General features: G+C 33.2%; 16 protein-coding genes. 11 read left to right on the plus strand and 5 right to left on the minus strand.

What is annotated here, in order from left to right:
- The first annotated feature begins 41 nt into the window (after positions 1-41).
- Genes TL18_RS00170 through TL18_RS00185 form a run of 4 tightly spaced genes read left to right on the plus strand, consistent with a single transcriptional unit; the run spans position 42 to position 3,528 of the window.
- Positions 42-539, plus strand: coding sequence for a hypothetical protein (locus tag TL18_RS00170; protein WP_067039594.1), 498 nt, complete (start codon positions 42-44; stop codon positions 537-539).
- Positions 540-547: 8 nt separating this feature from the next.
- Positions 548-1,621, plus strand: a complete 1,074-nt coding sequence (gene cobJ, locus TL18_RS00175) for a precorrin-3B C(17)-methyltransferase (protein WP_067039597.1) — start codon at positions 548-550, stop codon at positions 1,619-1,621.
- A gap of 11 nt (positions 1,622-1,632) precedes the next feature.
- Positions 1,633-2,232, plus strand: coding sequence for a potassium channel family protein (locus TL18_RS00180; RefSeq protein WP_082706301.1), 600 nt, complete (start codon positions 1,633-1,635; stop codon positions 2,230-2,232).
- Between the two features lie 33 nt (positions 2,233-2,265).
- A complete protein-coding gene (locus TL18_RS00185; protein WP_067039600.1) occupies positions 2,266-3,528 on the plus strand; it encodes a magnesium transporter in 1,263 nt (420 codons plus the stop codon).
- Here the strand turns inward: TL18_RS00185 and TL18_RS00190 are convergent.
- A complete protein-coding gene (locus TL18_RS00190; RefSeq protein ID WP_067039603.1) occupies positions 3,525-4,391 on the minus strand; it encodes a hypothetical protein in 867 nt (288 codons plus the stop codon). The two genes, TL18_RS00185 and TL18_RS00190, sit on opposite strands and share 4 nt — an antisense overlap.
- Positions 4,392-5,330 (minus strand): hypothetical protein, encoded by a 939-nt coding sequence (locus tag TL18_RS00195; protein ID WP_067039606.1) that lies wholly within the window; start codon positions 5,328-5,330, stop codon positions 4,392-4,394.
- A 169-nt stretch (positions 5,331-5,499) separates the two neighbouring features.
- On the opposite strand from TL18_RS00195, the gene TL18_RS00200 reads away from it, so the two are divergent.
- From TL18_RS00200 to TL18_RS00225, 6 genes are all read left to right on the plus strand, one after another.
- Positions 5,500-5,898, plus strand: a complete 399-nt coding sequence (locus TL18_RS00200) for a Zn-ribbon domain-containing OB-fold protein (protein ID WP_067039609.1) — start codon at positions 5,500-5,502, stop codon at positions 5,896-5,898.
- Positions 5,870-6,781: a sirohydrochlorin nickelochelatase gene (gene cfbA, locus TL18_RS00205; RefSeq protein WP_067039611.1), complete on the plus strand. Its 912-nt coding sequence runs from the start codon at positions 5,870-5,872 to the stop codon at positions 6,779-6,781. Before TL18_RS00200 ends, cfbA (TL18_RS00205) begins: the two co-directional genes overlap by 29 nt.
- Before the next feature lie 94 nt (positions 6,782-6,875).
- A complete protein-coding gene (gene cfbA, locus TL18_RS00210) occupies positions 6,876-7,373 on the plus strand; it encodes a sirohydrochlorin nickelochelatase (protein ID WP_067039614.1) in 498 nt (165 codons plus the stop codon).
- A gap of 79 nt (positions 7,374-7,452) precedes the next feature.
- Positions 7,453-8,379 (plus strand): thiamine-phosphate kinase, encoded by a 927-nt coding sequence (thiL, locus tag TL18_RS00215; protein WP_067039617.1) that lies wholly within the window; start codon positions 7,453-7,455, stop codon positions 8,377-8,379.
- Positions 8,366-9,238: an AmmeMemoRadiSam system radical SAM enzyme gene (amrS, locus tag TL18_RS00220; protein ID WP_082706302.1), complete on the plus strand. Its 873-nt coding sequence runs from the start codon at positions 8,366-8,368 to the stop codon at positions 9,236-9,238. The genes thiL and amrS overlap by 14 nt, the downstream gene beginning before the upstream one ends.
- A gap of 32 nt (positions 9,239-9,270) precedes the next feature.
- Complete coding sequence (locus TL18_RS00225) at positions 9,271-9,798, plus strand: flavodoxin domain-containing protein (RefSeq protein WP_082706303.1); 528 nt, start codon at positions 9,271-9,273, stop codon at positions 9,796-9,798.
- An 8-nt stretch (positions 9,799-9,806) separates the two neighbouring features.
- On the opposite strand, the gene TL18_RS00230 is transcribed toward TL18_RS00225, so the two are convergent.
- Complete coding sequence (locus tag TL18_RS00230) at positions 9,807-11,063, minus strand: UbiD family decarboxylase (RefSeq protein ID WP_067039623.1); 1,257 nt, start codon at positions 11,061-11,063, stop codon at positions 9,807-9,809.
- Positions 11,064-11,070: 7 nt separating this feature from the next.
- Positions 11,071-12,093, minus strand: coding sequence for a 5-(carboxyamino)imidazole ribonucleotide mutase (gene purE / locus TL18_RS00235; protein WP_067039626.1), 1,023 nt, complete (start codon positions 12,091-12,093; stop codon positions 11,071-11,073).
- Between the two features lie 260 nt (positions 12,094-12,353).
- Between purE and TL18_RS00240 the strand changes: the two genes are divergently transcribed.
- Positions 12,354-14,057 (plus strand): glycosyltransferase, encoded by a 1,704-nt coding sequence (locus tag TL18_RS00240; RefSeq protein ID WP_067039629.1) that lies wholly within the window; start codon positions 12,354-12,356, stop codon positions 14,055-14,057.
- Positions 14,058-14,234: 177 nt separating this feature from the next.
- Here TL18_RS00240 and TL18_RS00245 read toward each other — a convergent pair whose 3' ends face one another.
- On the minus strand, positions 14,235-16,199 hold the full coding sequence (locus TL18_RS00245) for a glycosyltransferase (protein WP_067039632.1): 1,965 nt from the start codon (positions 16,197-16,199) through the stop codon (positions 14,235-14,237).
- Positions 16,200-16,201 lie beyond the last annotated feature (2 nt).

The raw sequence follows: 16,201 nt of genomic DNA on the forward strand, positions 1-16,201 counted from the left end.
ATAATGTTTTATATATAAACTAAAATAATGATTGTGATAAAATGGCAAATAAGGTTGTAAGAATTATTTTAATAATTGTTTTATTTGTTGTATTTTTTGAAGTAGGTCTTTTTAGTTCATATACGATTGTTACAGCCGAGGCTCCTAACATTCCAGGATTAATTGACATGCAAATTCAAAAGATTTCAAATTTTTTCAATCCAGAAAAAGTTAATGATGTCTTAGTTAAAGATCCGACTCCAATTAATATTTCCAATAAAAAAGAAGTCGCGCTGAAAATGGAGAATATATCGAATGTAGATGGAGTCAATGTTGATTCAATGAACGTAACAACTCGTGATGATACACGTAATAAAAACATAACCGTAAACATCGAAGCTTTAGGTTATGCTTCACCTAATTCAACTTCAGGACAAATTATTATTAGCCAGAATCCGTCCTATAAGATTATAGCAAGCGCTGATGCTACATTCAAGGGAACCGGGTTGATGGTTAAAACTGATACAATTGTTATTAATTCTGTTTTAAAATTATACTAGGGATAAAAATGATTAATGTAATAGGTATTGGTCAAAATAGAGAAAACATGACTTTAGGAGCTTTAAAAGCTATTGAAGAATCTGATGTAATTATAGGTTATAAGAAATACATTAACCAAATTGAAGATTTGATAGCGGATAAGGAAATTGTCAAAAAAGGTATGGGAGATGAAATAGCCAGAGCCGAATTTGCTATTCAAAAGAGTTTGGAAGGCCAGACCGTTTCATTAATTAGTTCCGGAGACCCTGGTGTTTTTGGAATGGCAAATGTATTGTATCAGATAGTTATCAAATACGACGATGTTGAAATCAAAGTTTATCCTGGTGTATCTGCACTCAATTATGCTTCAAGCAAACTTGGAGCACCGTTGAATGATTTTGCAGCAATTAGCCTAAGCAATATTTTAACTCCATTATCTGAAATTGAAAAGAAATTGAAATATGCTCTTGAAGCTAATTTAATAGTTGCTATTTACAATCCTATTAGTAAAACTCGTAAAGAACCTTTCAGAAGATTTAAAAAATGTGTTTTAGATATTAAAGGTGAAGACGCCTTAATAGGAATCGTTGACAGTACCTACGAACCTGCAAAAGAAACAGTCGTTAAAGTTAAGGACTTGACCGAAGACATAGTTAACATGTCCTGCACACTGATTGTCGGCAATGACTTGACATATGTTCAGGACAACAAGCTAGTGACACCAAGAGGATATGTAATCAGATCCAAAATTCATCCTTTATCACAAAATCATTATGAAAAATTCTTAAATGGCGAAGTCGCCCATGGCCCTAATAGGGAATGCGATTTTTATCCTTGCCACTATGACGGCCAGTATTGTGATTTCTGCTATTGTCCATTCTATCCATGCGGTGACTCTTCAACTGGTGGGGAATGGATTAAGGGCAAAAATGTTTGGAACTGTAAGGAATGTACTTGGCTGCATGACAAAGACAGTGTAGAATGTTTGAGAGAGCCTTTAGAAAATATTATAGAGGAAGTTGAAGATTTAAAAGCTAAGAAAAAAACATTATTAAAGCTTAGAAGAGCATGCTTATTAAAAAATAATCCAAACGATCTTTAGGGGTATTTTAATTGTCAATTAAAAATCTTTTAATAGAAATGAAAAATATGTCGGAATTGATGGTCGATTTAGCATATTCTGCTGTTTTATTTAATAGTAAAACAGCTGCAGAAGAGGTAATTACATTAGAAAATGAAGTTAATGCGATGAATTATCAAATTAAAATGGAATCACTAGTGGCCGCACGGTCATATGAAGATGCTGAAAAATTAACAGCATTGCTTGAAATTGCAGAAGCCACAGAAAGTATGGCGAATGCAGCTAAAGATTTGGCTGATTTAGTTATAACTGGTTTTAAACCACATCCAGTATTTAAAATGGTTATGGAAGAATCAGATAAAAGTATTGCTAGAGTTGTTGTTGACGAATCATCAGAACTCGCAAACAATACATTAGGAGATTTGCTTTTAGTAAATCGTACAGGTATGAGAGTAATTTCCATCAGAAGAGGTTCATCATGGATTTACGGACCGGATAAGAATACTACAATTTTACCTGGCGACACATTGATTTTAAAAGGAACAGATGAAGGTGCAGATTTGCTTGAAAAATTAGCATCAGGAGCCTGTTCACTTGAAGATATTCCAGAAGAATTAGAAGACGAAGATTAGGTTGTGAAAAAATGATTATAGGTAGTGATATTTGTGAAAGATCAACAGAAGAAGATTCGCAGTTCACTATCTACTCGAATTTTATCTGATTTTTATTCAGAGCATGATTACATAATCAAAGAAGGGTTGATTGCTCTTTTAATTTGTGCTACAGGAGATTTAATAGCTGGTATTATACTCGGTAAAATGACATTTTTCCTTGAAACATTTCCGGGTTTATTGGTTGTCATTCCTGGAGCTATTGGTATGAGAGGAAATATTTTTGGATCATTTGCTTCAAGATTATCCACCAGTTTACATATTGGTTTAATATCCCCAGAATTTGAATTTTCAGATGATTTAAACTACAATATCTTTTCCTCATTTGTATTGACACTGGTTTTATCAATATTTTTAGCAATTGTAGCGAAAGCATTCTGTATTTTATTAAATTACCAATCAATAAGCCTAATGGATTTCATATTGATTTGTACATTCGCGGGCATAATTTCCAATTTAATAATGCTTCCGATAACCATGTTCGTTTCATTTAAAAGTTTTGAGCATGGCTGGGATCCGGATAATATTACAAGCCCAATAATTGCAGCCTTTGGTGATTTGTTTACTTTGCCGGCAATTATAGCATCAATTTTTATTTTAAAAGCAATGAATGTAAATATCCTCGTCAAATACAGCATTCTTGTTGTAATTATAATAGCTGTTTTTGCAGGTTTTGTTTATTGCTACAGGTTATCCGATGAAACCAAAACAATTTTAAAGCAATCCACTCCTACCTTGCTTTTATGCTCCTTTTTAGGAGGTTCAGCAGGCGGAATATTAAACAGTTCAGTCGAAACATTGCTTACCAATCCTAGCTTGCTTACCTTATTGCCATTGTTTTCAGGCGAATGCGGAAGCCTAATCAGTATTTTAGGTGCAAGATTGTCTTCAGCCCTTCATTCAGGTTTGGTTGAACCGTTATCAAGACCTAAAGGAGAGGCGCTTCATAATTTTGCTATTTGTTTCATATTAGCTATTGTTGTTTTCCCATTCATTGGAATAATAGCCGAATCATCATCCATTGCTTTTGGAGTGCTTGGCGTGGGCTTTGATAAGATTATTGAAATCAGCACATTATCAGGACTTATATTAGTTACAATAATGGTTTTCCTTGTCTATTATATCTCAATAACTTCATATAATCATAATTTAGACCCTGACAATATTGTGATTCCAGTTTCAACAAGCGTTACAGATTCAATTTCCAGCCTAACTTTGATAAGCGTGTCATTGCTTATTTTAGGTGTTTTGATTTAATAACAACATTTAAAGATGAATTCACATTCGTTTGTTCTAAAATAATCGTAATTTAAGCAATCCCTATTGAAATTTTTCGGAACGGAAATCATCACGGCTTTAGGTTTTTCCTTATCAAGATGAACAAAGACTATCGCGCTTGTATCATTGTAAAAGCGAATCTTGTCATTCAGCGGAATAACATTTGAAATTGCTGTCTGCCAGTCCTTCAGGTCGTATTCGCTTGTCGTATCCACAATGTATTTCAAATCGTATTTTTCGCTATCGTCAATTATCAGATAGTAGTTTGAATTTTTAAGATTTCCCTTAAATACCTTAAAATAATTGCAGCTGTGGGAGTCTTGTTGATGGTTTCGATTGCATTTTCCATCATTTTCGAAATCCTTCAAGACATATTTTTTGTAAAAGTCACATTTCACCAATCTGTTTACAACGAATACATTGTTTGAGTCCATGTTCGAACCAATTTTTACACTTGAAATGGTACTCTTTTTTGGAGACAATTCCATTGATGATTTGATTTTTGAGTTGAATATTTTTTCAGTTATTAACTTATTGTAGTTTCTTTTCAACGCATTGAATTTTTCATAGGATACGGAGTTTGGAACGGTTTCTCCCTCTTCATTTATGATTGCAAGGCCTGGCGTTCCCTTTTCATATTCATTCCATTTTTCCGGATTTCCGGGATTGTTGATTAGATTGTCAACCGCTTCGTTTATTAACATTTCAACGTTTTCATTTTCCTGCGTTTTGATTAGATTTTCGGTTGTATTTTCAACTGATGCCAAAAGCACACCCAAAATTAATAATATCACTGCAAGAACAATTGTGATTTCGATTGTACTGCTTCCCCTGCTGTCCATTCATATCAACCCGTATTTTTTTCTATGGGAATCGTCCAAAATCAGGCTGTCCCAATCCTCTTCATCTATTTTTTTGCCATTGTAATGGTCACTAAAGACTACATGATCCGAACAGGATAGAGTTTCATTGTTCAAGGGTGTATGTGTTTGTATGAACACTTCAAAACCGTAATGGGGGCATTTCCCTTTTCCTTCTAACCTGCAGAGATAGCAGCTTCCATCTGCACTTTCATGGAAATACCCTTGTTTCAAACAGTCTTTTAGAACTCCCGGGTCTCCATGGTGGATATAAGGGTCATAAGGGCATTTCCTAATTATCAATGGTGCTGTCGCTTCGATGTATGATTCGGGAGAATCCAAGTCATGCAGAACCATATATGCCGATAGGGCCGTTTTGTAGTGGTATTTATTGTCGTATGTTAGTATTCCTGAAAGTACTGTTAGTTTGGCTATTGGCAAGGGGTCTCTCAAGTTTTCTATGGACACGTTTTTTTCAATGATTTTGGAGAATTTTTCGTTTTCCTTTTCGCCGTTCAGTTTAACCTTTATCAATATTTTCCAGGGGCTGTTTGAGTTTTCAACCGAAAGGGCCTTTGAATTGATTTTAACATCATATTTTTCTTCGTATTCCTTGTTTTTTTCATCCAATTTTTTATCAAGGTTCTTTTTAATTTCATTTTCGCTGTTTAAAATCGGCAGGCCATTGAATGCCTTTTGTGTCGCTTCGTCTATCGAGTCTCTTCCAATCACTTCCAAGTTTTCAGAATAATCGTTGATAATATATTTGAAGTTGTCATTTGATTTTGAATCAATATTTTCATTTGCAATATAATTCATGCTTGTCATGACAAAAATGCAAATCAATAGCAATGATACAATCAATATGGCGGTCGTTCCTATGATAAGGTTTCCTTTTGAGTCTATTCCTATCTTTTTCATTTATAAAAATTTGAAATAGGTTTTTAAATTTATTTCTTAAGTGTGACATTATGATTTTGCACATTTGTTAATACATTTTGTTAAAATCCGTAAAAATAGTAATAAAAAAAATAGCTATTTATATTATTTATTATAAATTATACTTATTGAAAATATATGGAGGATTTACATGTCAGATACTGTAAGAACATGGCGTCATATACAGCAAAGATATAATCTTATAGGTTCCAAATGTACTACCTGCGGTGAGTTGTTTTTCCCATCTCGTGTAGTATGTCCTAATTGTAGGAGAAAAGGGAACTTAGAACCTTTCCGATTTTCAGGAAAAGGAAAAATTCACACTTTTTCAATAATTAGATCAGCACCTGATGATTTTAAAAAGGCAGCTCCTTATGCAGTGGCCGTAATTGAACTTGAAGAAGGTGCAAAATTAACCTCACAACTTGTAGATTGTGACGTTGAAGATATTGAAATCGGTGACAATGTAGAAATGGTATTTAGAAGAGTTAGAGAAGACGGAGAAGACGGAGTAATCTCATATGGATACAAGTTCAAAGTTATCAAATGATACTGCTGTAATTTTAGTGAGTCATGGAAGTACTTTACCTTATGCTGAAGAGGTTTTTACTGAAATTAAGGAGAAATTCATCGATAAATCCGGTTTTGCAGCCGAAATTGGATACATGAAAGTATCCGAACCTACTATTGCAGGAGCTGTAGAAGTCCTGAAGGAAGAAGTTGATGATTTGAAAAAAATCATAGCGCTTCCGGTATTTTTAGCTCCGGGTATTCACACAAGAATCGATATACCTCAGCTGTTGGGTTTGGAACCATTGGAAGTTGACCCGAGATGTCCTGACGGAAACTATCCTGATGAACATTACCTGTCAATTGCCGATGATGTTGATTTTGATGGTGAAATCATATTGATGGATTCTATTGGCCCTCGTGACGAGCTTTTGGATATAATTGATAAAAGAGTTTCACAGGCTTTGTCAGAATCTGAATTGGCTGATGATGCGAAAACCGGAATTTTGCTTGTTACACATGGTTCTAGATTAAATTATAATAAGGAATTTGCAACAGAATTATATAATAAGTTTGAAAAAACCTGTGATTTACCTTCCAGTTTTGGATTTATGGAGTTATGCGGCCCTAGCATACCGGAATCCATTAACAAATTAGCGGAAGAAAATGAATTGGATAGATTAGTTGTTGTTCCTGTATTTATTGCTCCTGGAATGCATACCACTCATGATATTCCACATATCCTAGGGTTTTTAGATGATCATGAGCACACCCATTCACACAGCCATGGACACGGCGACCATGACCATGTACATGACTTGACCCCTGTCGATTTTGATGGTGAAATATTATATCCAGAGCCTATTAAAGCAGATGATATATTAATAGATATTTTAATTGATATGGTAAATGAAAAATCATAATTTTTCATATATTTTTTTGAAAAAATTTTTTTTCAAGATAACTTAACAGAATTTAACTTTAGATTAATAATTGATTATTAACGGATGATAAAATATGTCTGATAAGAAAACCGGAATTTTACTTTTAAGCCACGGTTCCAGATTGGATGATGGTGAGGAAGTAATTAAAGCTTATAAAGAAATGTATTTAGAAGAATTCCCAGATGCTATTGTAGAATATGGTTTTATGGAAATTAGAAAGCCAGGTATCCAGGAAACCATTAAAACTTTAACAGAACAAGGGGATTTGGAAAAGATAATCGTTGTACCTGTATTTGTCGCACATGGATTACATACCAAAAGGGACATTCCAGGATTGCTTGGAATTGAAAGTGATTTTGATGAGGAAGAAGTATCAGGTCATCATCACCACCATCATGACCACGATGACCATGACGATCATGAACACCATCACGGGCATCATCATCACCACCATCATGACCACGATGAAGAGCCGGTTGAATTTGACGGTGAAATCATTTTGACCGACCCTCTTGGAATTGACAGGCGTATGTATGAAATCATTAAAGACAGAGTTTCAGAATATTTATAGTTCTGAAACATTTTTTTTACTTTTTTTGCCAACAGGCATTTCTTAAAATTTATTTATTTCAAAATTTATACTATTATTCATGACCCTCAAAGTCTCAGATATTGGTGAAAAGGAATTAGTTAGATATATTATTTCTAATTCAAGTGAAATTACTCCGGATGATACTGCAGTTACTCCTTTTTTTGACTCTAATTTGATTTCAACATGCGACATGCTGATTCAATCCAGGCATTTTCCCCAAAACATGTCCTTTTTTGACATGGGATTCAAATCGGTCACAGTTAATGTAAGCGATCTTTCTGCAATGGGAGCCACTCCTTTTGGTTTTTTATTGTCAATAGCTATTCCAAAAGATTTGGAACTGGATAGCTTTAAAGAGATTATAGAAGGGGTATTGAGTGCCTGTGATTACTATTCCATTCCGCTAATCGGGGGAGATACCAACGAAGCGTCTGAAATCATAATTTCCGGAACAGCTTTGGGCTTATGCGATGAGCCATTGATGAAAGATACCTATTCACTGGGCGATTTGGTAGCCGTTACAGGGGATTTGGGTCTTGCCGCATTAGGATTTAATTTGGATGTTATGGATAATATTTATGTTAAAAAGGCATTAAAGCCGATAGCTAAACTTAAGGAAGGGATTTTAATTAAGGAGGCTGGAGCCACATCTGCCACAGATATTAGCGATGGCCTTGCCAGCGAACTTTATGAAATAAAAAAAGACGGTTTCGGCTTCATGATTTATGAAGAGCTTTTGGAAATTTCCGACGAGTATAAAAAATTGGCTAAGGAATTGAATCTTGATTATCTTGATTTGGTGATGCATGTTGGAGAGGATTTTGAGCTGGTTTTCACGATTTCAAAGGAAAATCTGAAAAAATTATCAATTGATTATAAAGTAATTGGTGAAGTGACAGATTCTGATGTTATTGAGCTGACATTGGATAACGGATATGTTGAAAGGATAAGGAATAAGGGTTATGAGCACTATGTTAGTGAATAGCAATCTTTACAAGAAAAGCTCCAAGTCTCGAAAAGTCCGCTGTGAGATTTGTGCAAACTATTGTAAAATAGCTGATGGTCATTTTGGAGTTTGCAGACAGCATAAGAATGTTAATGGGGAATTGTTTGATGAAAGTTATGGTATCGTTTCATCGTTAAGTCCCGATCCAATTGAAAAAAAGCCTCTTCATCATTTTTTACCATCCACGTTCACTTACTCAATCGGCGGTTTTGGCTGTAACATGACATGTTTGCATTGTCAGAACTATATGATTTCACATGAATATGATAAATATTCCAGGGGCATTAAAATAACTCCAGAGGCGATTGTGGAAAATGCTTTGAATTACAATTGTGCATCAATTGCTTGGACCTATAATGAACCTACGATACACTTACCATTCAACAAGAAAACTTCCTTGCTTGCCAGGAAAAAAAATTTGAAAGTCATATATGTTACCAACGGATATTTTTCCCAAAAGTCAGTTGAGGAAATACTGACATTCGTCGACGCATTCAACATTGACCTGAAATCCATGTCACCGGATTTTTATAAGAAGGTGTGCGGCGCAGATTTGGACGTTGTTTTGGACAACATCAGAAGGGTTTATATGGAAGGCAAACATTTGGAGCTCACAAACCTTATTATCAATGACTATAATGATTCAATATCTGAAATTACACAATTATGCGATTTTGTGGTTAATGAACTGGACAATGATGTACCTTTGCACTTTTCAAGGGCTTTTCCATATTACAAAATGAATGATATTGAGCCGACAAGGCCAGATATTTTATATAAGGCCCGTGAAATAGCCATTGAAAAAGGAATTAGGAATGTTCATTTGGGAAATATTTAAAAAAGTTTAACTGGTCATTGGAGATGGATTTTATGGAAATTATTGTATATGGTTCCCAATATGGAACAACAGAAGAATATGCCCATGAATTATCTGAAAAAACAGGAATAAAAGCAGAAAAATACTCAGATATTAAAGATATAAACAAGTATGATACAATTATTTATCTTGGAGCATTATATGCAGGAAGCGTTTTGGGCATGAAGAAGACATTGAGTAAGATTTCAGATGCCACCAATAAGAAAATAATTGTTGCAACAGTGGGACTTGCAGACCCCAACGATAAAGAGAATAGGGACACAATAAGGCAAAGAATTGAAAAGCAATTGCCGGATGACATTTACAATCAGACAAGCATCCATTGTTTGAGGGGTGGAATAGATTATTCTAAACTTAACTTTAAGCATAAAACAATGATGGGTTTTGTTTATAGAAGAGCAAAGAAATTAAAAGAAGATAAAAAAAATGCTGAAGTAAAGGCTATAATTGAAACATACGATAAAAAAGTCAGTTTCATCGATTTTGATTCTTTGAATCCGATAATCGATGAAATTAAATGAAAGTTAGCTTATTCACCGAAGCTAACTCTTTCGAATTTTTCCAATGTTTTTAAAGATTTGGTAGCATCTACACCTATTTTAGTTGTTGTTCCATCACTTTCAGCTACCGGATCAAGTGAAGAACCTCTGACATTTGGGACAATCATAATGTCTCTGTCACCTTTAACACGTGTAGAAATTGCATACTCAACGTCTTCAGCGTCAAAAACATTCACGTCAGTATCTACAACAACGCAATGCTTAAGTGAAGGGTGCGCTGACAATGCAGCCATTATTGCGTTTTTACCGTCACCTTCAGTCTGCTTGTTGATGGAAATAACTGAATGCAACCAGCAACAGCCTCCTTCAGTCAAGACGACATTTTCAACTGTAGGAACTGCATTTTTCACGGATTTGAATATTCTTGGTTCCTGAGGTAGTCCTTGCAATAACTTATGTTCAAATCCGGCTGGAATGATTGCATGATAAGCAGGATTGTCCTTTTTAATATGCATTTTTGTTAAATTGATGATTGGCTGGTCTCTGATAATGTCGTAGGTATCAGTCAAATCTACGAATGGCCCTTCAGCGATTGTTTCTGTAACTGAAATTTTTCCTTCCAATATGATATCCGCTTGTGGAACTTCAAGTTCCCCACATTTAATTAGTTCCAAATCACCGTCTTTGAATGCATTTGCAACATCCATTTCGTTATAGTCAATTGGTATTGAAGTGGTACTTGCAAGCAAAATCGCCGGATCCATACCTATAGCTATTGCAATTTCAAGGTCTTCACCTTTTTCCTGCGCGTTTTGGAAGTAAGTATAGAGGTTTCTTGGAACGATTCTTATGACAAGCCTTTTGTTGTCCAGCACCATCATCCTATGAATTGAAGCGTTTTGGATTCCGGTTATAGGGTCGCGGGCAAAAACAACTCCCGCTGTGATATAAGCTCCGCCATCTCTTTTATAGTGAGTCAATATAGGTATTTTACCCAAATCAATGTTTAATGTGTCATATTCACTGAAATCTGTGAATTTATCCACTTTCATAGGGTTTTCCATAGCATCAATAATTTTTTGTGTAATTTCGGATACTTCACAATTGATTGATTTGGCTATTTTTTCCCTTGTGTTGCAGATTCCGGACACGACCGGCATATCAAATCCTTTAACGTTTTTAATAATGACCGTGTCTTTAGGATATTCTCTTAAAACTTTTGATACTTCAAATTCACAAGAAAGCTCGTCTTCAATTTCAATTACTTTTTTATCGTTAAGGTTCATACTATCACTATAGGTTAATTTTTTTGTCTTTTAATTTTCCAAGAAGTTCTGTGATTGTTGGGTCATTTATAGAAAGAATTTCACCAGCAAGAACTGCAGCATTTTTACCGTTATTTATTCCAACAGTTGCAACAGGGACACCTGGCGGCATGTTAACGGTTGTAAGAATATAATCGTCACCATTTTCATTGGTACATGGAACTCCAATCACCGGCCTGTCTGTCAAGCCCACTATTCCTCCAGTGACTTGGGATGAGTTTGAACTGACTCCAATGAATATTTTGGCGTTTGACATGGATTTAACGTAATTTGTGAATTTTTTTGTGGATCTGATTGGGCAAACAACTTTTGTGTCATGGGAAATTTTAAGCCTGTCCAATATTACTTCAATCTTTTTGGCTGTAATCACATCAGTTTGCCTTCCAACAATGATTGCAACATCCGCATCCTTGTTTTTGCAATCTGATTGTGTTTCATCATATTCTATTTCTTTTATTTCAAGATTTTTTATTCTTAAAAAGTCGTTTTGAAGATATTTTTTCTCAATATTTTGGACGATTTCTTCATTGCTGTCTTTAACCTTTTCTGCATATCCCTTTCTTAGATTAATTATTTTTTCACGCACTTCTTCATCATGGATAGCAATAAATTGGGCGGCCAATATTGCGGCATTGTCTCCCCTGTCGATTCCAACTGTAGCGATTGGTGAAGGATATGGCATTTGGGCAATTGATTGCAATGCATCAACACCGCCAGTCTTAACATCAACTGGAACGCCAATGACAGGTCTTGGTGTATATGCGGCAATGGAACCTGGCAAATGAGCGGCCAATCCCGCAATTCCAATAAAAACTTTAATTCCGGCATCAGTACCTTGTTGAACAATTTCACGAACCAAATCAGGGGTTCTATGTGCAGATGCAATTTTTAAGCTATATGGAATTTCAAGTTTTTCCAATATATTCATACTTTTTTCTGCAATAGCAATATCTGATCCACTTCCAAGAATAATCATTATCTTTGGTGTCATTAAAAAATCCCTTCTAAACAAATTATTTACTCACATAATAATATTGACATTTAGATATATTAAAGTATCATTGTTAAATTAATTTCATATTTTCAATGAGAATATTCAATATTTAATCATCTTAAATCAACTGGACAGATTATTTATTTTTGATTTAAAACTAATTAAATCCCATTATTTTTGGAAATTAGTTATAACTATTTATATTAGTTAATTAATAAAACTAATTATATTTGAATTAATAAAAATGGAGATTTAGCGTGTATTGGTTTCTAGTAATTCTTACTTTTTTACTTGCGGGCATAAAAACTCAAAAGCCAAAAAAATATCAAAAGGTTTCAGTAATCATTCCCGCATACAACGAAGAGGATACAGTAGCTGCAGTTGTGGATGTAGTTAAAAACGTTTCCTTCGTTGATGAAATCATTGTAGTCAATGATGGCTCATCTGACAGAACCGAGCAGGAAGCTTTAAATGCCGGAGCTATTGTAATCAATCATGAAGTAAATAAGGGAAAGGGTGAAGCTTTAAAAACAGGATATAAAGAAGCTGAATGTGATATCATCGCTTTTATTGATGCTGACATTTATAATTTAACTTCAAAAAAGGTTGAAGCGATGATTAAGCCTATTTTGGAAGGAAAAACCGATATTACAAAAACTAAATTTTCCCGTGCAAGTGGTCGTGTAACTGAACTTACTGCAAAGCCCCTGTTGAATTTCTTTTTCCCAGAAATTTCATTTGAACAGCCATTGAGCGGTCAGTTTGCGGCTAAAAAAGAAGTTTTAAAAAGAATTAATTTTGAAAGCGATTATGGTGTGGATGTAGGTATTGTTATTGATGCTGATGTTTTGGGAATCACAATAATGGAGGTCGACATCGGTGCAATTGAACACGACATGTCCCCACTTTCAGATTTGAATTTAATGGCAAATGAGGTTGTAAGAACTATTATAAACCGTGCTAATAAATATGGTAGGGTTGTAATGATCGATGACATCGGTTATTTTATTAGAATGTCTATTGTTGGTTTATCATTAATCATTTTGGGATTGTTTACAATATTTTTCGTAAAATTTGTTCCGTTGGCCATTGGAGTTATCATTACCATAGTAGGTATTGTATTGGCGATTTACTACATTATCAAAGTAGTTGTCAAATCACTTGTCATGTTTAAAAAGACTCCGCGCGGAAATCTGCTTAAGTCATTTATTAAAATTCATTTTCCATTGATTATTTCAATTATCGTATTGCTGTTAATGATTTCAACATTCATTGGAGCGGCTCATTTTGAAAACGGTGTTTTGTCAATTGAACCTAACTCAAGAAATTTAATCATATACGCTGACAATACACCAAGAGACGATACAATTTCTGTAAGAGGACCATATACTGTTGATATAGCTATTGAAAACGAATCAGATCAAATACGTATGCCTTCGGATGCAATGATGTCACTGGGTGTAAGAGCCAATGACACTATACAAATCGATGATGCTGTATATACAATCAATGAAACAAGACCTGGCGAGACTGATATTTTAAGAGTACCTCTTGAGGTTAAGGATTCATTAAATATCGAAGCGGGGGATGTTATTCAAAACAGTCGTTTAAAAGAGAAATTCGCCGGATCGTTAATCACACACTCAAATCATCTTGTTAACAATACCACAATTACAGAGATGTTTTTCATCGTATCCAAAGATACACCAGCATATAATTATGAAATAATTGTTGATAATGCATCTATGCTCAATTCTTCAGGTATTTTCAAGTTAAACGATACATATAATGTTTTAATTGATGGACAGCAAGTTTCCACCATTTATTTCAAAGAAAAATTATCTTCAACATTCAATCATGACAATCATGAGGTTAAGATAATATTTAAGAATACAAATTCAACTTCGATAAAGTCATTCGCCACAGAAAACCGAGGCAATTTCCTGAATATAGTGATTTAACGGGTATCATGACAAATAAATAACTTTTAAGGAATGATAATAAAAGTAATTCAAAATTCGTTTTAATCAATAGAAAAGATAAAATTAACTTTTCAAATGAAGATAGGTAAAATAATTAAAATTAGATGAAATAAATAGCGTATGTTTTTTATAAAACCATTATTTTAATTGAAAAACTTAAATTAATTTTTTATAAAGGTCATATGCTTGATTAAATTCACCTTTTACTATTAGTTCATATAAATCTAAACATTTTTTTGGCTTATCAACTTTTTTATTATGAACATAGTGGATTGCTAGTTCTCTAACTTCAATTGTGAGATTTAAAAAATCATTAAAAGATAAATTAGATTTTAATAGTTTTTCAGTTATCCAATTATTCAACGAAGACAATGCGTAATGTGTGTAATCTGGCGCATATTTTCTAAATAATTTAAAACTTTCATAATATGCATCAATAAATGCACTTAACGTATTTTTTTCGTAGTCTAATGAACGTGAAGCGAAATCTTTATTAGTATTATGCCTATAAGAAAATACAATAGATGGTGTATTAATTAATAAAATGCCAGATGCATGGAATAATGTTTCCTGATTAAATACTAAATCTTCCCCTGCTTTGATATGTTTATATTGTAACTTGTTTTTAAGCAGAAATTTTTTTCTAAAGGTTGTTGTTCCAGTTGAAGGAGCTATTCTAAATATATCTATTAGTTCATCGTATTTGTTAATTAATTTCTTATTTCCTTTAATTTTTAAATAATCCCATCCTGTTCCATTTAAATCTTCTGAATCTATATAATTTGTTATTAGCATATCAATATTTTCGTTTTCCATGTTGTTGTAGGCTATTTCGCATATATCATTCACGTAATAGTCATCATGGTCTAGAAATGTTATGTATTCTGTTGTTGCAGCTTTTATTCCAGCATTTCTTGCAGCTCCTGCTCCTAAATGGAAATCGAGAAATATTGTTTTGATGTTATTATATTTTTCAGCATAATTTTTTATTAAATCTATCGATGGTTGGTGTGTTGACGCATCATCTACTAGTATAACTTCAATGTTTTCGAATCCGATAGTTTGTTTTTTCAAAGAAGTTATGCAGCGATCAATATAAAAGAATTCACAGTTATATACTGGAATAATAACAGAAATTAGATAATTAGATACATCAGGATAAACAACATCATCTCTAAACTTTATTGAATTTCTGTAAAGATCTTCATTTTGATTAATAAGAACATCAAGATTATTTAATTTTGTTAAATTATGAAAATCAAATTTTGATGAATTATAAATATCAATTAATAATCTAGTATTTGTCCTTCTAGGGCGTTCTTTATCGTGGTATAAGTGATATAAAGGATTATTTAGTCTAATAATATTATAATCGGAAAAAGTAATGCGTAAACAAAAGTCATTATCTTCACCACCCCATCCTGTATAGGCAGTGTTATAACCTCCAATATTAAAAAATGATGATTTTCTGCAAAAAAAGAATCCTCCATCAGCATTTATTCTAGTTTCTACTTCTGAATCTACACTATCAAAATCAACATTAGTATAATCTACATAACCATAAATTTGTTTAACCATTCTATTAAAAGGATAAAGAAAATCAAAAAAGGAGGCAATGAGAGATAGAGATTCATTAAAAATGTCTTTTGGAATTAATACGTCACTATCTGAAATAGCAATATATTCTGTATTACAATTTTTTACTCCTTCATTAATTGCAATTGATTTACAGAATAATTCACTTGATTCTGTAAATACCAGTTTAATATCTTCAAAAGTATTTGGATCTTCTTTAATAAATTTTTCTACTTTAGAATAGTCATCCTCTTCTGAAATGATAATGTGTTTAACCCCTATAAATTTTAAATAATTCACTACTGTTTTTAAATTTTTATTTCTTTTTTCATCATCAGCTGCACGAAATGGTATTACTACTGTTAATTCATCATAGTTTGGTGGTTTAATTATAGGATTTTCTGAAATAAATCTCTTTTTGGATTCGTTTTCTTTAGATATATTATCTAAAAATATATATCTTGCAAATAAAGGATTTTTATTAATGTTTTCTTTATAATAACTTGGTTTATTGAATGATTTATTTGTCACGTAATTTTTATTCATTA

The sequence above is a fragment of the Methanobrevibacter sp. YE315 genome, from assembly GCF_001548675.1.
GTDB lineage: Archaea > Methanobacteriota > Methanobacteria > Methanobacteriales > Methanobacteriaceae > Methanocatella.